The following is a 19,133-nucleotide window of genomic DNA, read 5'->3' on the forward strand; positions in this document are numbered from 1 at the left end:
CCGCCTGAGTCGGTTGCGGACTCTTCCCTGGACCAAGCGTTCCAGGGACAAAGGAACAATACTGAATATGGCTCACATCCGCCGCCGACTGCTGCAACTTAGCCAGGGACTCTCCCTGCTACTGCCCCTGATTCTGCATACGACCCTGGCTGCCCAGACGCAGCCGACTGCTCCGCCCGCGTCACAGCCTTCAGCCGAGGAGCGCATTGGAATCCTGGAAGAGGAGCTGGAAAAGTTGCGCCTTTCGCGAGCGACGCACAGCTACGAAAGCGTCGGCGGACTGGGACCGGCTGCCTCCAGCGCCTACACCAGCGGCGAAGGACTTTCGTGGGGCGGCTATGGCGAGGTGAAATACCGCAACTACCGCTCCAACTACCGCAGCGACCAGACCGATCTGCATCGTTTCATTCTGTATGCCGGCTATCGCTTCAATGACTGGATTGTGCTCAATAGCGAGCTGGAGTACGAGCACGCCGGCTTCGAAGAAGAAACAGTTGTGACTGAAGTATCGACGGATTCAAGCGGCCTGGTAACTTCCAGCGAGAGCGAATCGATTGCCGCTTCAGAGGTCGCAGTGGAGTTTGCCTACCTTGATTTGCATTTTGCCGATGCCTTGCAATTGCAGGCCGGGCTCAATCTGGTTCCCTTCGGAATATATAACTATCGTCATGAACCAACCACATTTCTGCCCGTAGAGCGCACTCGCACAGAGACGGACTTGATCCCTTCTACCTGGCGCGAGATCGGGCTCTTACTGCATGGCAATCTTGGAGATTTGCTGTACTACCGCGCCGGTATTGTCAACGGGCCGCGCGGTTCGAAGTTCAGCGACAGCACGTGGATTCGCAGCGGACGCAGCAAGGGATCGCAGGCGCGCGCCGAAGATTTTGCCTGGGTAGGACAGCTGGATTTGCACCTGGCCGAAGGCTTCAGTCTGGGTGCGGCGTATTACTCGGGCGAAGCCGACCAGGGAGAACTTGCCGCTGTAGATTGGAAAAGCAATCTCTATGATCCGCTGGCAGGGCTGAATGATTCCACCGGACTGCTTGCTGTGGCCAATCAGATCAAAGGCAATTTGCGCAAAGACGCACGTTTGCGCGTCCAGATGGCCGAAGGCCACCTGGAATTGGACCGCGGGCCGTGGCGCGGCCGGGCCCTTTACACAGAGGGATGGCTCAATGAGGACGGCGTACGTGCAGTGAACAATGCAACGAACAAAAATATTGGCAAGCGCGTCTGGGGCGCCTACGGGGAGATCGGCTTCAACGTGCTGAGCCTGTTCGCTTCAGAGCAGAAACTTTATCCCTACCTCCGCTACGAGCGACTCAATACGCAATGGCAAACTGTGCAGCGCTATCCGGGCGGAGAGGAGGACCAGCTTGATCTCCTGTGTGCGACTGCACTTGGCGGAAGCTGTCCGGGCAATACGCGCAGCGCGGCGTTGAACCGGGCCCGCGGCATTATCCAGAGCCGCGCCGCCGAGACCGAGGCCTACGGCGTTCAGGGTTTGGCCGATCGCGTCAACGACCAATCGATTGTGACCATGGGCCTGGCCTGGTATCCCCATCCGAATGTAGTTATCAAAGCGGAGTATGAACAACATGAATCCGCAACCAGGCTGCATCGCGATATTGAGGGGCGCCGTCCTTCCAACAACAAGGTCGATCAGATCAATGTAGCCGTCGGTTTTATCTTCTAATAGGCCGGGCGATTGTAAGCCGGATGGCGAGCCATCCGGCGGTAAAAAGCGAGCTTCCAAGGTAAAGTAGAACCGAAGCAAGACGAAAGCTGCCAGGCAGGTCCAGCGCTCTGGTCAGAAAAGGCGCCGCAAGTTCGATTGCGCATAGCGCATAGTAGACGCCAAGCCATGCGTCGACCAAGAAGGGCGGACCCTGGCAGCTGCTGCGCAGCAGGTGGCCCAGAACAAAGGCCGTAAGACCATAGACAAAAACATGTGCCAGACCGAGTTTGAGAATGCCGTCGTAGGTCTTTGCCTGCAGATAGCGATCTGGAGTTCCGGGATAGCGTAGCATCGCCGCCTCCGAACCTGCATAGTAGGCATAGGTTGTCGCGGGCGTATAGCCCTGGCGCAGGCCGTAAAGCGCCGCTGCGCTGACCAGCTGAATTAGAAAATAGAGCAAGAAAACGGCTACAATACTGCGCTGGCCAGATTGCTCGTTCACTTCGCCGCCTTCCCGTCCGATCTGCGCCACAGTACGGCCAGCAGCGTTGCAATGGATGCCAGGTAGCACAGGTATAGCGCCGGCGCTGTGGCCAACGCTGCCCAGGCCAGATTGGCGTAGAGGTGCATCAGGTATCGAAAGCATTGATAAAGCAGCGGCGTTAGCGCGGCGGCGCAAATCAGCGTACGCTTCCAGGCCGCGGGCAGCGGCAGCGCCTGTAAAGTCGAGGCAATCAGCAGGAATAGAAAAGAAAATAAGAATAGATCAATGTGCAGGTCTTGCAGGGCGGCGCTGCTTTCCGGCGAAGAAAAGTTGCGAGGCTGCCCATCCGGCGCGGCCAGCTCGGAGGCGACGCGCTCCGGGGAAAAGCTCCAGTAGGAGGCTTCGCGCAGCGCGTGAGCGCCCAGAAAACAAAGCGCAAAGAGCAGAGCGAAGCTGAGCAGCAGCCGCGGACCCTCCGCTCCCTGCAGCTTCCCTGTGGCCAGAAACTTCACAGGCCATCTATCCCGCGGCTGCGCAGCAGATCATAAAGCCATAGGGCGCGACGGACAGCGCGCGCGCTGGCCGTGCTGGTCATCGTTGCGCCGGTGATGGCTGGCAAATCTGAGCCTGGCTGTAGCGAGTCGGCGCGCGTTCTGTTGCGAAAGAGATCGAGCCAGCGTTGCGGCGGCAAAAAATCCGTTGGTTCAAAGAACGAGATGATGCGGACCTGCAGGATTCGGCCGCCCGGCGCGACGGCGATGCAAAGCGTCTGTTCTTTGGTTCGGACGCGGTGTGTATCAAAGAAGGCGATGCCTTCGAGCCGACCCTGGCGCCGGGCCAGGTATGCCGTGAAAAAACGGCCGGCATCGCCGCCGCCCTGCATTGCCAGCTGAGACTGTTCTGCCTCACTGAGATAAATGCTCTGGCGTTGCACTTCGCTTCCAGGAAAGACTTGTTCCAGAGCGCGCTCTGGCAGCAGGTAGACGCGAGCCGTAACCGCTCCTGCCATCAATGCAGGCATAGTTACAGCCAGCGCGGCAACCAGGCGACGTCGGGGCACGCATCCAGGCTGCCGGCGGCAGGGGAGAGGTCAAATGGAAATGAAACAAGTTGCGGCAGCGCTTTGCCTGTTTGTGGCGCTGGCATCCTGTCAGAGCGCAGCGGCCCGATTCAGCCGCGATAACCAGATTGATGTTTACGGACGCCATGGCTGCGGTTTCTGTCAGGAAATGGTGCGTAATCTTGAGCAGAGCGCGTTGGCCTACCGATTCTTTGACATCGACGAGAGTGAAAGTCGGCGCAGAGAGATGTGGCAGCTGGTTCGCCAGACCGACCCGACCGTAGAGAGCTTCCATCTGCCGGTCATGCGCGTCAATGGCGCGGTGCTGATCGGTCCGGAATGGTCGGCGGTGGAGGCGCTTCTGAAGCCGGCGCCCAGGCCGGCCACAGCGGAGCAGGCGGAAGAAGATGACTTTGATCCCGACTACAATGCCAATCCAAACAGTCGATGAGACTCAGAGCGTGTCGCCGTCAATGCGCGTAACGTGAATCACCCCCGGAACGCCCTGCAGCGACTCGAAAATTTCCCGCAGATGGTCAATGTGCTCCACCTCCACCAGAAAACGAGCGTGCATCGTGTCCTCGCCGTTGCGCGGAATATCCGCTTCGGCCTTTAGTATGTTGGTGTAGGTTCGAGTGATTCCGCCCACCAGATCGAGATACAGTCCCTGCCGGTCGCGAGCGCGGATTTCAATTGGCACCGGATATTTCTCAGTGAGACCTTCCCATTTGACAGAAATGATGCGATTGCGCTCGCTGCGGGTAAGGTGCGGACAATCAACGCGGTGTACGGTAACGCCTCGGCCGCGAGTAACAAAACCAATGATGCGGTCGCCTGGCACCGGTCGGCAGCAGCCGGCATAGCGCACCGGAATATCGGTAGCGCCCGCTACCTCAATGGGCACCAACTTCGGGTCGTCGGTCTTGGCGCGGCGAATGCGGATTTCCTCCAGATCCTCCAGCCGCCCGCGTTTCCGCGGCGGAGTCTGCTGCACGTCGTCGCGCGCTGGCGCTGGCTGCTCTTCTTCCTGGATGCGCCGAAAGTAGGAGCGCAATTTCTGCCGGGCCCTCGGCGACTTGATGTAGCGCAGCCAGCTGGGAGAAGGTTGTGCGCTCTTATCGGTTAAGATTTCTACACGGTCTCCGCTTTTCAATTCGTGACGCAGGGGGACAATGCGATCATTGACGCGCGCGCCCCTGCAGCTCAGGCCGATTTCAGTGTGAATGCGAAAGGCGAGATCGAGAACAGTGGAGCCAACCGGCAAATCAATAACATCCCCCTTTGGCGTAAAAACGTATACCTCATCGGGGTGTAGCTCCTGGCGCAGGTCCTCGATAAATTCGCTGGAATCGTCGCCGCCTTCCATCAATCGCTTCAGCCGCTTGAGCCATTTGATGCGCGTTAAGTCCATGGTAGCGGCGCCGCCGCTTTTGTAGATCCAGTGCGCAGCAACGCCGTAGTCCGCGACTTCGTTCATTTCCTGGGTCCGGATTTGAATCTCCAGGGGCTTGCCGTCCGGTCCCACCACCGTAGTATGCAGACTCTGGTAGCCGTTGTTCTTGGGCATTGCAATGTAGTCTTTGAATCGGCCCTGGATCGGCGGCCAGAGCGTATGGACGATGCCCAGCGCGCCGTAGCAATCGCGCATTTCATTGACGATGATGCGAATGCCGCGCAGATCGTAGATTTCGCTGAGCCGTTTCTCCTGCTGAATCATTTTCTGATGGATGGAGAAGGTATGCTTGGCTCGACCTTCAATGCGCGCCGAGATATGAATCTCCTGCAGGCGCTGAAACAGGACCTTCTTGATTGTATTGATGAATTCTTCGCGATCGTGCCGCGATTGCGCCAGCGTCGCTTCGATAGCGCTGAATTCATCCGGATTCAACCGCGAAAAGGCAAGGTCCTCCAGTTCCGATTTCATACGAAACATGCCCAGCCTGCCGGCAATCGGCGCATAGATATCCAGGACTTCGCGGGCAATGCGTTGCACCTTTTCCGCCTTCTGGAATTGCAGCGTTCGCATATTGTGCAGCTTGTCTGCCAGTTTGATCAGAATGACGCGGACGTCCTGGGCCGTGGCCAGCAGCATCATCCGAATGTTTTCCGCGGCTTCGCGCTCCTTCAGTCGCGAATAGAGGCGCGGATTGTCCTCCCGTACGCTCTTGTTCTTCACCAGCGAGATCTTGGTGACCGCTTTGACCAACGCGTTGACTTCGTCGCCGAAGCGACGCTGGATCGAATCAGCGCTGAATTTTGTATCTTCGACGACATCATGCAGAAGTCCGGCGGCAATGCTGGCTGAATCGAGGCTCTGTTCAGCCAGCAAGGCGCTTACGGCTAAGGGATGGATGATGTAGGGCTCGCCAGAAAGGCGCTTTTGATCGCGATGTGCGCGGTTGGCAAAGCGAAAGGCCTGGCGAATTTGATGAAGATCTGGATTGCGTACGTTTTTGCGCACGAGACGGATCAAATCGCGGTATGATTTGAGTATCTTGAACGCCGATGCGTCCGTAGCAATCATAGCAGAAGGAGGGGGCCGGGGCGGGTCGGGGGCAAGTCAAAAATATGTGACGTCAGGATCGCGGTTTCTGCGTCATTCCCGAAGGCGCAGCAGCAGCGCGCTCAGACCATCTAGAAATTTGTTGCGATTTGCCGCGGCAAGTCGTCCCGATAGTTCGGCGACGCTTTCAAATTCAATGCGCAATTCGAGGCGCAGATCCTCCAGATCCTCCGGGATTTCCAGCTGAACGCCGCGCGGCAGGCCGAGGGCCCGCTTGAGCCGATAGACCTCGCTCTTCAAGGCGCTGTAGGCCGGTCTGCGCAGGCTGCGAACGGTATCACGAATCAACTCCGCCGGAAAACTCTGGCTTTTGCCACTAAAGCCGCGATCCTCAGCTTCGGCGCTTTGCCAGGCTTCCTGGCGCCTGGCTTCGTCCAGTTCGACCAGATCCAGCATCAGATCGCGCACCAGATTGCGACGTATGGACCGCTTTCGAAAAAGATTGCTCCAACGATTTCTTTCGAGCTCTGGAAGTCGCTCCCAGAGGCGCAAGATCGGGAAGGGCGGATCAAAGTCGACTGCCAGCTGCAAACAATCCTCGGCCAGTTTTGCCCAGCCCTGCCATTCCTCCAGATTCTTGTAGTTCAAGGATTGCCCGAGGGCGTTCAAAGCTGCCTGTGGACTGGCCTCGGCAAATTGCCCAAGCCAGCGCGCCAGTTGGCCTTTATGCAGCGGAAAGAGGCGCATCAAGATCTTCAGCGAGCGATCCGAAGCCAGGTCGTCAATCTCCAGCAGCAGCGCAGCAGCGGACGGATCTGCACTCTTGCGCAACAGATAGACGGACTCCCCGCGCTGCAGCAGGAGTTGGAGACCGCAGTCATCTTTCCCCGGATAAGCATAGCTATGGTCGGTGATGGCCTTCAGCTGATCGCCATGGATCCATTTCATCTGCCGCCAAGCGGCCCGCCGCCTCCTGGATTGCCAGAAAAATCTGGCAGCGCGAAGCAAGGCAGCCGCTACTGCCCTGTGCGACAGGCCTGGCTGACGCTGATCTGGATTCTCTTATTTCCGGCATGCGTCTATGCCTTCCAGACGCTTGCAGTTGCCATTCTTGAGGCCAGAGCCGGCTTCAACGGCAGCCGTCCGGCGCTGCTATCTGCCGATGGTCGACTGCTGCTTCGCGAGTTTGATGCGCTACGCAGCAGCGCGCCGCCGCCAACAGCATTGGCGTCGATCGATCGATTGCCCGAGGCCTGCCTGGTTGGATTGCTTTTCCAGGAGGACCAGCAATTCTACGAACATCGCGGCTTGAGTCTTCGTGAATTGTCGCGGTCGCTGCGACGAGCGCTGGCTGGCGGTCGGTTGCGAGGCGCTTCGACCATCACCCAGCAACTGGCGCGCAGCCTATTCCTCAGTCGAGAGCGGACGCTCTGGCGCAAGGTGCGCGAAGCTCGTATGGCGCAGGCCATGGAAGCGAGCTTCAGCAAACGGGAAATCCTGGAGTTGTATTTGAATCGAGTCTACTGGGGCGGCGCCGAATCTGGACTGGAATCTGCGGCGCAACGCCGCTTTGGTCGGCCGGCCAGCCGCCTGGATCGCGAGCAATGCGCGATGCTGGTAGCCGGACTTCCCTCGCCGGCGCTATGCGCGGACAGCAGGAACTGCCGCGATCTTGCAACCTTGCGGCGAAAGCGTCGTATCCTTAGTTTTCTGGAAAAGCGCGATCGTGGTCGCCTTCGCGGGGAGGGCGAACCCTTTCGCGTCGAATAGGACCGCCGCCGACTGCTGGCTCAGAGTCTGGTGAAAGCAATTTCTGGTTGCGGGCGCCGCCGGTCCTCGCGCGGCTAGTATGGCTATGGAAAAGGTCACGAGCCTGTTACAAAAGATCTATCTGTTTAAGGACATGAGTCCGCAGGAGGTCGACCGCATCGCTCGCCTGATAGAGGAAAAGAGCGTCAGTTCCGGCCAGACCATTTTCTATCAGGGCGAGGAACCACAGGCGATCTATTTCGTGGCGCTGGGTACCATGCGCCTGGTGGGCAAAGACGAAGACCGCGACTACGGAATTCTGGGGAGCGGGGCCCATTTTGGCGAATTGCCTTTTCTGGACGGACAGCCGCATACTTTTACGGTGCGAGCGGCGGAGCCCGGCGCTCTATTTGTGCTGAGCTACGAAAGACTGCGCAAGTTGCTGGAACATGAGCCGGCGATTGCCTCCAGTTTTTACCGCTCTGTAGCGCACTATCTCTCCACGCGTCTGCGGGCTGTCACCAGCGACCTGATGTTTGCTCGCGAACAATATCAGGCGCTACACGACCGACATCACTGATTAAGCGCAGAAAGGGGCGGACCGCTGGCTGAAGCTCAATCGACTACCGATTGGAAGTAATTGCCCCCGGGCAATTCGCGGTAACGCTGAAAATCGAGCGCCTGACCGCGCGGATAGTAGGGACTGGCTGCAGCGGCGCGATCGATTTCCAGACCAACGAACAGCGAGTAGACTCCGGCAGCCAGCGCCCGCGCCACCTCCTCGCGTTTGCCCATCAGTAGATCGCGGTCCCGTCGTACGTCAATATAGCCAATTTCCAGGTAGGCATTGATTGCATTGATCAATTCGGGCATACTGTAAGCGCTCACGTAAGGAGGCGCCAATCGTCCCATGGCCCGGGCGCGTCTGGCCGGCGGCAATTGTGCGCGTACTGCAAACTGAACAAAGCGCATCAACTCATCGGAGGCCAGGTAGTTGTCGCCGCCAAAACCCATGACTCCTCCCTCGCGTCTCCACGCTTCGGCTTGCGCCTGCTCTCGTTCCCAGAAAACGCCAGTCGGCCGAAAATCGGCAAAGGAATGGGCATAGGGGCCAGGTTGATTGGGCTCGTACAGTTTTTCCCAGCCCGGCGGTTGGGCATAGCGCCATTGGACCATGTTCTGTCGCAAACCGCGATTCTTGCGCGAGTCGATGCGCGATCCATCGCGCAACGTGCGGTAGCCATTGAAATAGACCCAGGTGTCGGCGCGCGCCGCTTCCCACTGACTCCATCCCGGATCAGTAACCAGCCACGTCCCGTACCAAGGGCTCTGCTTGAAGTCTGCAAGCGGACGTTGTCCCAGATGAATGGCGCGCAGCATGTCAAAGGTGGCATAGCCTGGCGTAAGTACTGCAGCCATGCCGCCCGGATGGTTGGGTCCGGCTGGATTCATGTGCAGCGATAGCACCAGCTCTGGCTGGCGACTGTTAATGAAGGAAATGCGGCCGGGTTGGATGCGGCCATCGGCATCCGGAAAGTCATAAAGTCGAAAGGGCGCGTTGCGGTCTTCGCCGCTGCGATAGCGGTGCGTTGCAAAGTTATCCGTGCGCGACATTGAAGTTTCAAAGATCACACGCTGGAATCGACTCTGCCTGGAGAAGCGTTGCAGGATTGACTGGAATTCGCGCCAGCCAGACTCCGTCTGCGTCAGGTCCAGGTAGCGCTGTACACGCTTTCCCAGATCCAGAACGATTACATGTTCGCGGTAACCGCGATATCCGGCGCCGTACAGGAAGGGACTGAGGTACTGGCGGGTTACCGGATCCCACTTGTCGTCGTTACCGCGGCCATTGGCCCCGCCATGACCCGGATCAACAACTACCCGATAAACCGGTATGCCGTTTTCGCTGCCCAGCGGCGAAAGCGCGGCACAAGATACGATTAGAAGAAATGCAAAGAGCAGTCTGCCAGTCACCGGCCAAGCGGCCCCGTCAGGACGAAGCCCCCCCCTGCTGGCCTTGATTGCCAGACAGTCCTTCGGCGTCCAGGAGATCTACATGATAGCGATCGGCGACTTCGCGCTGTTTGGCGGGATCATTTTGAAGCTGGGACAGCGCCGAAATTGCAAAGCGCTTTGCCAGCCGCAGATGATCTACGGCCAGGTCCGGCCGTTGCTCATTGAGCATCTGCCGCGCGTTAGCCGACTGCTGGTAGGCCAGCTGCAATTTGAAGGCGCCCTGCCGAATGCGACGGCCGTCCTGGTAGTTGGCGACTTGTCCAGGTTCCGTTCCAAAGGTCATCTCCTGATCGACGATCTGGCTGGAGAGTTGCGTGATGATTTCGGAAAGCTGCCGTTGAAAACGATCGGCGAATTTGCCATACGCAGCCCGAGCCAGTTCATGCGCTTCACGGTGCTTGCTGCGAGAAAGCAAATAGCGGCGGGTATAAAAGGCTTCCTGGGCTTCGCGGTAGAGTTCCTTGATTTTGGTCAGATCTTCGGCGGTTCCCTGAACCTGCGTGCCGAAGTTGGCAACCAGCACCGCCAGTCGCCGGATATCTGTAAGATTGAGCCGCTGGAGAATCTCCACTTCCTGCGAGGCCAGGTGGCGATCAAGGGCATTGCCGCCTTCCGCCTGGAGATTGGCTGGCGCTGAGTCTGAAGCGCCTGGTTCCACGTTCTGAGCGCCAAGCGGCGCCAGGCCTGCGGCAAAGGCCAGGCCAAGCAGGAATAGGGAAATCCGACTGTGAATCGTCATATTAGAAGAGCTCCGGGGAAAGCGGCCTGATCGGGCTGTTTTTTCAGCAATCTGTCAAACGAAAAACCCGCCCCCTGCCGCAAGCTCGATTCGTTTCTTCTGCACTCTTAAGCGGAAGCGATCGACATAAGAAGGAAGGGCGGCAAACGGTTCGAAACGATGGTCAGGCGGAGAATTCTAATCTGGACAGCTGCAGCGCTCTTGCTGACAGCTCTGTCGCCGGCGCGAGCCATAGAGCTGCGCGTCAGTTTTCCGGGGCGCACCCTGGCGCTTGCCGACCTCCATGCCGACGACTGGCGCGGGATGTCGCTTCCGGAAAAGCGCCTGCTGATACCCCACCTGATTGAGTACGGCGCCACACTCCTCTCGCCAAGCGAACGTCGCAATTGGCTGAGCGTATGGAGTACGGAAAGCGACGAGTTTCTACGGGCTGCAAACGGAATTGCTGCCATCTACTTTCAGACTTCCGATCCGGCAGAGCGGCAGAGTCGCTTGATTCGCCTGCGCGCCGCGCTGCCCGGTCCGGTGACGCGCGCTCTGGTTGAATATCATCTGGCTCTGGAAAAGCAGCGCAGCGGCGCGACGGTAGGCGCTGTCAGCTTTACTTCCATTTGCTCTTTTGCCGAGCAGGCTGCGTCCTGTCGTCTGGCCCGCCTGCTTCTGGCCAGCGAGAAGATTGAAGCCGCCGGTCCGGATAGCGCGTCGCTCCGTTCTCTCTTGCAACTGGGTCAACCCTACCTGGCGCGGGAGGCTCTGCGACCGCCTTTCTTCGATGATGTGGCAGCGCCATTGCCCGATCGACTGTTTCATATCGGACTGCCGCTGGAAGCGGCGCTGCTTGCCGAACGGATGACGCACAACGAAAGCGGGGTTGTCGTCGATCATTTGCGTTCGCGCATCCCGCTGTATCTGGCCGGCGCCGGCGATTTTGATTCGGCGTTGCGCTACTCGCGGCGACTCAATGAACAACCGGGGCCGGAAGCGATGGCAGCCTGGCTCGATTGGCTGACTCTTGCCGGGCGCTACCGCGAGGCGCTGAATCTGGTAGCGCAGGCCGGCCCAGCACGCCTTGCCTCCTCGCGACTGGCCGCCCAGTCGGACTACTGGACTGGATTTCGGTATTCAGCAGAGGGGCTGCGGCTGCGCAGCGCTATGCTGCTCTATCTTGCCGGGGATGTAAAGAAGGCGGCCGAAGGGCTGGAACTGCTCAAAGAGATGTCCGGCGATTTCCATGGCGAACCGGCCCGCTACTTCGCCCGCTTGCGGTTGGCGCAGATTCTGCTGCGCGAGAACCCGGAGTTAGCCCAGAAGATAGCGGAAGACATCAGCTATGTTGCTCAGGAAAATAGCTGGCCGGTACTGGAATACCACGCAACCATTCTGGATGGTTGGGCGCACCTGAAATGCGGTCGACCCTACAAGTCCGTAATCAACTTCATTAAGGCCCGCGGCATCCTTCCGACCAACCGCGCCGATCATGGCGCGGAGTACTCGCGTCTGCTCGGGCTGCTGGCCTCGCGCAATGCGCTGGCCCCGCGCAGCAACAATAGCTCCCTGATTCAGGAAATCAATGCGCTGCTGGAGCGTCGCCCTTACAACGAAGCGATCTATGCCATCCGCGACTGGTCCCCGGTGGAGTCCGCGCCGGACTACTTTTTGCGTGAAGCTGTCCGCAACATGACGGTGCGCGGCGCTCGCTGGGATGCGCTCAATTTATTGCTCGATCATAGCCGTCGTCGCGAAGCCTTCTTCGAACCCGGAAAAAATCCAGGCGGGATTCGCGGCTTTCAGTCTTCTGTGCTCTGGACGGCAGAAGAAGGGCGCTTTGCTTATGTCGATGCAAGGCGCTTTCGGTTGAGCGCCGGCGCCCTGGCTGCCGCCCGCCGCGGCGCCATCGGACCGGAACGACCGGTTCTCGGGCCTCGCAACTTCTTGAGAAATGGCGTCTATGTGTTCAGCTTTCCAGTGGCCGGAGGGCAATATGTATTCCTGGTGCGCGGAGCGGCGCGCGGCGGCGAGATCGATGTTCAGTTCTTGAAATCGGAAGAGGCAGTGCAGTTGAGTAGCGCCTGCATGCCCGGTCGCACCGAAGGCTGTCAGCTTGGGGCGGAGATGCTTGGCGGACTGCGGCGGGCTGTTCCCTCCGGACGTCCGATTTATGCTCAGTACAATCCGGAATTCAACATCGATTGGCGCAGCGCCCTGGCCGGAGCTCAGGGTCCGGCGCTGGTTCGTTTCTACCGCGCAACGCCGGGAAGCGCCTGGAAGCTTCGCAGTCAGAATCGCTACCGTTCCGATGCTTGCCCCGCGACAACCGGGCTCAACGCGATTCCCCAACCGGGCTTCGAGGCAAGCTTCAGCGGTGCGCTTGCCGCCCCCGCTGCTACCTGGATCTGGCCGGAACTCCTTGATGAACGTTTGGGCAGCGATGGACAGGAACGTCCGGTTTACCTGCGACGTTTTCTTTGTGGCCGAGAACGCCTGCGTCTCTGGGATCTCGATCGATTCTTTGCCTCGACCGATCTTGACCTGGTCATATACCGCCGGCGTTCTGGAGAAGCGGCCCTCGACCGGGCATTTGCGCGTCCCTTTGCCGAGCAGGGGGCGGCGCTGCTGGAGATCGGCGGCAGTTCCGGCGATCGAGCTCTGATTGAAGCAATCTTGAGCAGCGACGAGCCCCTGTCCAGCTACCAGCAATCCGCGGCTGAGAGTACGCTGACCCTGATTCTGCCGGCGTTGCCCTGACTTTCAAGGGAGCGGCCAAAGATTCTGGATTGCCCGATGCCTGCTCTGGCAGCGTTTGGCCACCATGCCACCAAGAGAGCCGCCGTCCGCTCCCTCGCGCAGCTCCGCTGGCGAGTCTGCCTATCAGTACTTTGGTTCGATCGGGGCGCTTGCCGTGTTGCTCTTATGTGTGCTGGCTTTCAAAGATTTCATCATGGATGCCAACAACATTCCAACCGGCTCGATGATTCCGACGCTAAAGGTCGGCGACTATCTTTTTGTCAATCGTATGCGCTATTCGCTGCGTATCCCCTTCGTTGAAACCGAAATCGCCCACATTGATGATCCATCGCGCGGAGACATCATTACCTTTCTGCCGCCGATTGATCAATACACGGACAAGAACTATGTCAAACGGGTCATGGCTTTGCCCGGAGATCGGATTCGTATTCGCAATATCAAAGCCTGCCAGTTGAGCGAGTATCTGGCAGGCAGTTCCACAGGACCGGAGGGCTGGAAGCCGGAAATGGCCTCGTTGCCTGCGGCGGAGCGCGAGTATTCCTGTGCGCCGGGCGATCCCGGACGAGAGCCTCAGCCGGTGGTTGCAGTTGTAGAATATCGCGAGCAAGACGCAGGGCCCTGGCGCAACTACGGTCCGGTGCAGCTCAGCGCGGAACTCTCCCGCGAGATGACCAGCGACGCCGACGACGCCAATATCCTGCATCCTGACATGCGCGATACTGTGCGTCTCGATCCCTCCGGCCCGCGCTCAATCTTTCAGGAAACGGTCGGCGGCATAACCCACTTCTTTGCCGAATCAGACAATGCACCGGGGACCGGCGGCGGCGCCTTCTGCCAGGAAATTGAAAGCGCCGGATGCATAGTGCCTTCCGGCAGCTACCTGGCGATGGGCGACAATCGCGACGATTCTCAGGATTCAAGGGTCTGGGGCTGGGTCAGTCGAGATCGCATCTTTGGCAAAGCGATCATCATCTACTTCAGTGCAAATTGGTATGATCAGATCTGTCGCGAGTACCGATTGCCTGGCTTCGCTCTGCCGGAGTTCCCGCCTGAGGCTCAGGCGCGCTGGTGCGCTCCGGAAGTTGGGCGCGAGTACGGCGAGATATTGCCGCGGTTCCTGGGTCGCTGGATCTGGTACACCTTGCGCTATCGGATTCCACGCATGAGTGTTCGCTGGTCGCGCATCGGTCATCTCTTGCATTGAGGCGTTATCATGGCCGCATCCGGGCCAAAGGTTACCGCATATTCGTACGCCGGCCTGGGTTTTGAATTCCTGGGCGCCCTGGGCATGTTTGGCCTCCTGGGTTTTTTTGGCGACCGCTGGCTTGGCTGGCAACCCTGGCTATTGATCGTCGGCGTCTTTATTGGATTTGGCGCGGGTCTCTGGCATGTGATTCGACGGGCATCAGCTATTCAAAGGGTGCTGGAAGAACAGGAGCGAGAAGAAGCCGGCGCGGCGCCGCTGGTCAGCGATCGGCAGCGACTCGATCAGCTGGATGCACGTCTGCAGCAAACAGAGCGGCAGCTGCAATCCGGCATCGAAGAAATGCAGAGGAAACTGCGCAAAACGCAGGAACGCGGAGATAAATCGGGAGCCGAGGACTGAACAGTCTATTCAAGAGTCTGCTGCGATTGAGTCCTGGTCCGCTGGCCTTCGCGACGATCCTTGGCCTGCGACTCTATTTTCAGCGTTACGAGGCCCCGCCGGCATTCTGGATGGGAGCAATTCCGGCGTCGCTGGCTTATTTTGCGCCACAGCTGGCAATCGAGGCGGCCCTCCGTCTGCGGCCGGAAGCGATTACAGCAATTGTGCTGAGTTCGACCTTGATTCGCTTGCTGGCCCTTGCCCTCAGCATAGCGCTGGCCTGGAAAATTGAATCGCAGGATGCTGCGCCGCAAGCAGCGCTGGCTTTTGTCGCTGTCGCTCTGGCCGCGATGCTTTTTACGGTTGTCACGATGTTTGCGGCGCCAATTCATGGCGCCGGCCCGGAACCTTCCGGGGATGCTTGAAACGGATGCACCTTCGACTTGTCAGGTCCTTCATCTTGCTTGCTGCACTGCTCATCGCCCCTGCGGCTTTGCAGGCCGAGGGCGGTGAATTCGATTTTCAGGCCAAACTGAATCATCACCTGAACGACTCGGTGATTTTTCCGCTGCAGATCTGCGATTTTGGAACGCGCGCCTGCTCGAAAATCCGTCCAGGCGATGCCGCCTATGAGGACGTGAAATTTGTCCGCACCTATGAGTTTCGCGACGAGCAGGGGCTCTTCAAGTACAGCGAGGGCTTGCCATTGCACATCACGCGCCGTGTGGCGATGATGTTGGTGGCCGCGTTGATCCTGTGCGTGTCTCTGATCTACGCTGCGCGCAAAATCGCGCGCAACCCCTACCGCGTCAGCAGTCGCTGGGGTAACATGATTGAAAGCATGTTCCTCTGGATGCGCAGTGATGTTGCCGAAGAGGGGATGCACGATCATTCGCGCGGATTTGAACCCTATTTGCTCACGCTCTTTTTCTTCTTGCTGGTTTGCAACCTCTTCGGACTTTTCCCGCCGATCGGAGAGGCAGCAGTCAACATCGTTGGCGCCCTGAGCGGCCATCCCCACCACGAGCACGTAGCAGGCGCAACGGAGTCGCCGCTGATCGCCATCTGGCCGGGCATCACTGTGACGGGCGACATAGCCGTCACCATGTCGATGGCCCTGATTACAATGGTGATGACCTGGGTTACCGGTTTTCGCTACCAGGGCTTTAAGTTTCTCTGGACTGTCGTACCTAATGGCGTTCCGCTGCCGCTCTACTTCATCATGTGGCCGCTGGAATTTATCGTCAGCCCTATTGCGCGTTCCTTTGCACTCACGGTGCGTCTTCTGGCCAACATGACCGGCGGTCACGTTCTGCTGCTGGCGCTGATCGGCTTTATATTTCAGGTCAAGATGTTATGGTTTTCCGGGGTTGGCAGCGCCATGGGCGCCGCCGGTATTACCCTGGCTTCGGTGGCCGGTTCGGTCGCGATTTACATGCTTGAGGTCTTTGTGGCCTTCTTGCAGGCTTTCATATTTGCAATTCTAACATCGCTTTTCATTGGCGGAGTAATGCATCGCCACTGATTCAGCGGCGAACGATGGTTTGTGGTCTTAAAATGAATTCTAAGACAAGTGACTGGAGGAGTAAATGATCTCTCTTGGTATTATTGGAATTGGTCTGGGCGCTGGACTGGTCCTTCTGGGTATTGGTCTGGGCATCGGTCGCATTGGCGGCGGCGCAGTAGAAGGCATCAGCCGCCAGCCAGAAGCATCCGGCAAGATCCAGACGGCTATGATTATCTCGGCCGCTCTGATCGAAGGCGCCGGTCTGTTTGCACTGGTAATTGTCCTGCTGGCTGGACTGAACTTCGACAAAGCGCTGCTTGAGAAGTATGCTCCGCAAGCGCCGGCGCAGACGATCGAACAGCCGCGCTGATCGCGTAACACACTCCAGCAAGGCGGTGGATCATGACGCTTGAATTTCTGGCAGGAGAGGGCGGAATCGCTCTGCTCGACGTAAATCCCGGTTTGGTGATCTGGACATTCCTGATCTTCGGACTGGTGCTTCTGATTCTCTGGAAGTTCGCCTGGTCACCCATCGCCTCGGCTCTCGATGAGCGCGCTCGCCGGATTCATTCCGATATTGATCGGGCTGAACAGCTGCGGGTTGACGCCGAGTCTAAGTTGCAGGAGTATATGGAGAAGCTCAACGGCCTTCGCGCTGAAGGTCAGGAAATCCTGGCCGAGGCGCGCAAGGATGCGGAGCACGTGAAACAGCAGATTCTCAGTGAAGCGCGCAAAGATGCTGAAGACGTAAAATCGCGCGCGTTGCGGGAAGTTCAGCTGGCTCGCGACGCAGCGCTGGAATCGATCCACCAGACTGTAGCTACTCTCTCTATGGAAGTCGCTGCTCAAATTCTGGAGCGCACGGTGCAGGCGCCAGACCATGACAAGTTGGTCAAAGAGTCTGTGGCGCGCATCAAGGCGCTGAACTGAGCGGAAACTTCCAGAGCAGGAAGCGGAAATGCAATCCGATCCGAAATTGAACAATGTCTACGCTGAGTCGCTGGTCGAGTTAGCCGAGGAGCAAAAGACCCTCGAGCAAACCGATCAGGAACTACGCGAGGTCGCCGCATTGTTGCACGCCGATACCGCCGTGTGGGCCTTCTTTCGTTCTCCGGTAATGGACCCGGCGGAGAAAGTGCGCGCGATGGAGCGTTCGCTGAAGCCGGCCTTGAGCGCGACGCTCTACAATTTTCTGGGCGTACTGGCCCGTCGTCGCCGCTTTGACAGTCTGCCGCAGATTGCACTGGCATTCAGCAAGCTGGCGGATGAGAAGCTGGGACGTCGTCATGTGCGTGTGCAAAGCGCTCGCGCCCTCACTGATTCCGAACGCAAAGATCTGAGCGAAGCGCTGACCGCTTATTTGAAGCGTAAAGTGCTGCTCGATGAAGAAGTGCAGGCCAGCTTGATTGGCGGCGTTGTGGTGCGTTCCGGAGATCTTGTAATCGATAGCAGTATTTCCAGTCGCTTGAAGCGGCTCAGACAAATTCTTCTGGCGCGCAAAGTTGCCGGCGAGGCGTTCTATGAAAATTAAAACAGACGAAATTACAAGCGTTCTCAAGAAAGAGATCTCCAGCTTTCAGAGCAAGCTGGACCTTGCCGAAGTCGGCGAAGTCATCTCGGTGGGCGACGGCATTGCCCGGGTCTATGGCCTGGACAATGTAATGTTCAACGAAATGGTGGAGTTCAGCAACGGGACTCTGGGCCTGGCGTTCAACCTGGAAGAAAGCTCGGTGGGCGTTGTCGTCCTTGGCGAGTATACCAACATTACGGAAGGCGATCAGGTCAAGCGCCTGGGCCGCGTTCTGGAAGTTCCGGTCGGCGAGGACCTTCTCGGACGCATCGTCGATCCAATGGGCCGTCCGGTGGACGGACGGGGGCCGATCAAGTCCAGGGGTACGCGCCCAATTGAAATTATCGCTCCGGGCATTGCCCGCCGCCAGCCGGTCCACGAGCCGATGCAGACTGGCGTCAAGGCCATTGACGGCATGATTCCGATCGGCCGCGGCCAGCGCGAATTGATCATTGGCGACCGGGGCACCGGCAAGACCGCCATTGCCCTCGATACCATTCTCAACCAGAAGGGCAAAGACGTAATCTGCGTCTATGTTGCCATCGGTCAGAAATCATCCAGTATTGCGGCGATGGTAGAGCGGCTGCGCGGCAAGGGCGCTATGGATTACACGATTGTGGTTCTCGCCTCCGCCTCTGATCCGGCCCCGCTGCAATACCTGGCGCCTTTTGCTGGCACGGCCATGGCTGAGTACTTCATGTACGATGAGAAAAAGGCCACGCTTTGTGTCTACGATGACCTCTCCAAGCATGCCAACGCCTATCGTCAGATGTCGCTGTTACTTCGCCGCCCGCCAGGTCGCGAGGCCTATCCGGGCGACGTATTTTATCTGCACAGCCGCCTGCTGGAACGCGCCGTGAAGATGTCCGACAAATACGGCGCTGGCAGCCTCACGGCCCTGCCGATCATTGAGACCCAGGAAGGCGAAGTTTCGGCTTACATCCCGACCAACGTCATTTCCATCACTGACGGTCAGATCTATCTGGTGCCCAACCTCTTTGCTGCGGGCCAGCGTCCGGCGGTCGACGTGGGTATTTCAGTGAGCCGCGTCGGCGGCGCTGCGCAAATCAAAGCCATGAAGTCGGTGGCCGGCAAGCTCAAGCTTGACCTTGCCCAGTTCCGCGAGCTGGAGGCCTTTGCCCAGCTTGGCACCGAACTGGACCCCGCCACCCAATCGCAGCTGGACCGCGGCTACCGCGTTCTGGAAGTGCTCAAGCAGAGTGAATCCGAGCCGTGGCCAGTCGAAGAGCAGGTGGTGTCCATCTTTGCTGTGACACGCGGACTGATGGACAAGATCGAGGTCGGTCGCATTCGCGAGTTTGAAAAGCTTCTGATCGAGCATATGCGCAGTGCACATCCGGAGTACCTGAAAGGCATTCGGGAATCAAAGAAGATCGATGATGAGCAGGGATTGGAGCGGACCATTCTCGATTTTGCAGACTCTTTCCGCAAGGGGCAGGCGGCGGACGTTCGCGCCCGTTGAACTGAGCAGGA

20 protein-coding genes are annotated in these 19,133 nt (G+C 58.6%); 13 read left to right on the forward strand and 7 right to left on the reverse strand.

Annotated elements, in window-relative coordinates; translation table 11 throughout:
- Positions 1–67: 67 nt before the first annotated feature.
- On the forward strand, positions 68–1,699 hold the full coding sequence (locus K1X75_08880; GenBank protein ID MBX7058168.1) for a hypothetical protein: 1,632 nt from the start codon (positions 68–70) through the stop codon (positions 1,697–1,699).
- Here K1X75_08880 and K1X75_08885 read toward each other — a convergent pair.
- From K1X75_08885 to K1X75_08895, 3 genes are read right to left on the reverse strand one after another with little or no spacing between them, the layout of a single operon-like run.
- Complete coding sequence (locus K1X75_08885) at positions 1,689–2,213, reverse strand: hypothetical protein (GenBank protein ID MBX7058169.1); 525 nt, start codon at positions 2,211–2,213, stop codon at positions 1,689–1,691. The two genes, K1X75_08880 and K1X75_08885, sit on opposite strands and share 11 nt — an antisense overlap.
- Positions 2,180–2,677 (reverse strand): hypothetical protein, encoded by a 498-nt coding sequence (locus K1X75_08890; protein ID MBX7058170.1) that lies wholly within the window; start codon positions 2,675–2,677, stop codon positions 2,180–2,182. Before K1X75_08890 ends, K1X75_08885 begins: the two co-directional genes overlap by 34 nt.
- Positions 2,674–3,225, reverse strand: a complete 552-nt coding sequence (locus K1X75_08895) for an FMN-binding protein (protein MBX7058171.1) — start codon at positions 3,223–3,225, stop codon at positions 2,674–2,676. The genes K1X75_08890 and K1X75_08895 overlap by 4 nt, the downstream gene beginning before the upstream one ends.
- 34 nt (positions 3,226–3,259) lie before the next feature.
- On the opposite strand from K1X75_08895, the gene K1X75_08900 reads away from it, so the two are divergent.
- Entirely contained in the window at positions 3,260–3,676 is a 417-nt protein-coding gene (locus tag K1X75_08900; GenBank protein MBX7058172.1) for a glutaredoxin, read from the forward strand.
- Positions 3,677–3,679: 3 nt separating this feature from the next.
- Here K1X75_08900 and K1X75_08905 read toward each other — a convergent pair whose 3' ends face one another.
- Together K1X75_08905 and K1X75_08910 are read right to left on the reverse strand one after the other, a co-directional pair.
- Entirely contained in the window at positions 3,680–5,749 is a 2,070-nt protein-coding gene (locus K1X75_08905; protein MBX7058173.1) for a bifunctional (p)ppGpp synthetase/guanosine-3',5'-bis(diphosphate) 3'-pyrophosphohydrolase, read from the reverse strand.
- 72 nt (positions 5,750–5,821) lie between these two features.
- Complete coding sequence (locus K1X75_08910) at positions 5,822–6,676, reverse strand: hypothetical protein (GenBank protein ID MBX7058174.1); 855 nt, start codon at positions 6,674–6,676, stop codon at positions 5,822–5,824.
- Positions 6,677–6,754: 78 nt separating this feature from the next.
- Here K1X75_08910 and K1X75_08915 point away from each other — a divergent pair, with 78 nt between their 5' ends.
- Positions 6,755–7,498 carry a transglycosylase domain-containing protein gene (locus tag K1X75_08915; protein MBX7058175.1) on the forward strand — a complete coding sequence of 248 codons (744 nt, stop codon included), beginning with the start codon at positions 6,755–6,757 and terminating at the stop codon, positions 7,496–7,498.
- An 85-nt stretch (positions 7,499–7,583) separates the two neighbouring features.
- Positions 7,584–8,057, forward strand: coding sequence for a cyclic nucleotide-binding domain-containing protein (locus tag K1X75_08920; GenBank protein MBX7058176.1), 474 nt, complete (start codon positions 7,584–7,586; stop codon positions 8,055–8,057).
- A gap of 35 nt (positions 8,058–8,092) precedes the next feature.
- Here the strand turns inward: K1X75_08920 and K1X75_08925 are convergent, their stop codons facing one another.
- Positions 8,093–9,451, reverse strand: coding sequence for an N-acetylmuramoyl-L-alanine amidase (locus K1X75_08925; GenBank protein ID MBX7058177.1), 1,359 nt, complete (start codon positions 9,449–9,451; stop codon positions 8,093–8,095).
- A 16-nt stretch (positions 9,452–9,467) separates the two neighbouring features.
- Positions 9,468–10,232 (reverse strand): hypothetical protein, encoded by a 765-nt coding sequence (locus K1X75_08930; protein MBX7058178.1) that lies wholly within the window; start codon positions 10,230–10,232, stop codon positions 9,468–9,470.
- A 159-nt stretch (positions 10,233–10,391) separates the two neighbouring features.
- Here K1X75_08930 and K1X75_08935 point away from each other — a divergent pair, with 159 nt between their 5' ends.
- From K1X75_08935 to atpA, 9 genes are all read left to right on the forward strand, one after another.
- On the forward strand, positions 10,392–12,977 hold the full coding sequence (locus tag K1X75_08935; GenBank protein MBX7058179.1) for a hypothetical protein: 2,586 nt from the start codon (positions 10,392–10,394) through the stop codon (positions 12,975–12,977).
- 64 nt (positions 12,978–13,041) lie between these two features.
- Positions 13,042–14,181, forward strand: coding sequence for a signal peptidase I (gene lepB / locus K1X75_08940; GenBank protein MBX7058180.1), 1,140 nt, complete (start codon positions 13,042–13,044; stop codon positions 14,179–14,181).
- Positions 14,182–14,190: 9 nt separating this feature from the next.
- Positions 14,191–14,583, forward strand: a complete 393-nt coding sequence (locus K1X75_08945; protein ID MBX7058181.1) for an AtpZ/AtpI family protein — start codon at positions 14,191–14,193, stop codon at positions 14,581–14,583.
- Between the two features lie 26 nt (positions 14,584–14,609).
- On the forward strand, positions 14,610–14,987 hold the full coding sequence (locus tag K1X75_08950) for a hypothetical protein (GenBank protein MBX7058182.1): 378 nt from the start codon (positions 14,610–14,612) through the stop codon (positions 14,985–14,987).
- A 35-nt stretch (positions 14,988–15,022) separates the two neighbouring features.
- Entirely contained in the window at positions 15,023–16,087 is a 1,065-nt protein-coding gene (atpB, locus tag K1X75_08955; protein ID MBX7058183.1) for a F0F1 ATP synthase subunit A, read from the forward strand.
- 64 nt (positions 16,088–16,151) lie between these two features.
- Positions 16,152–16,439: an ATP synthase F0 subunit C gene (locus tag K1X75_08960; GenBank protein MBX7058184.1), complete on the forward strand. Its 288-nt coding sequence runs from the start codon at positions 16,152–16,154 to the stop codon at positions 16,437–16,439.
- Between the two features lie 32 nt (positions 16,440–16,471).
- Positions 16,472–16,999 (forward strand): F0F1 ATP synthase subunit B, encoded by a 528-nt coding sequence (gene atpF / locus K1X75_08965; protein MBX7058185.1) that lies wholly within the window; start codon positions 16,472–16,474, stop codon positions 16,997–16,999.
- A 28-nt stretch (positions 17,000–17,027) separates the two neighbouring features.
- Positions 17,028–17,600 carry an ATP synthase F1 subunit delta gene (gene atpH / locus K1X75_08970; GenBank protein MBX7058186.1) on the forward strand — a complete coding sequence of 191 codons (573 nt, stop codon included), beginning with the start codon at positions 17,028–17,030 and terminating at the stop codon, positions 17,598–17,600.
- The gene (atpA, locus tag K1X75_08975) at positions 17,590–19,122 is read left to right on the forward strand and encodes a F0F1 ATP synthase subunit alpha (protein ID MBX7058187.1); all 1,533 of its coding nucleotides are present in this window, start codon (positions 17,590–17,592) and stop codon (positions 19,120–19,122) included. The genes atpH and atpA overlap by 11 nt, the downstream gene beginning before the upstream one ends.
- Positions 19,123–19,133 lie beyond the last annotated feature (11 nt).

The organism is Leptospirales bacterium (assembly GCA_019694655.1).
In the GTDB taxonomy this organism is placed as follows: Bacteria; Spirochaetota; Leptospiria; order Leptospirales; family Leptonemataceae; genus SSF53.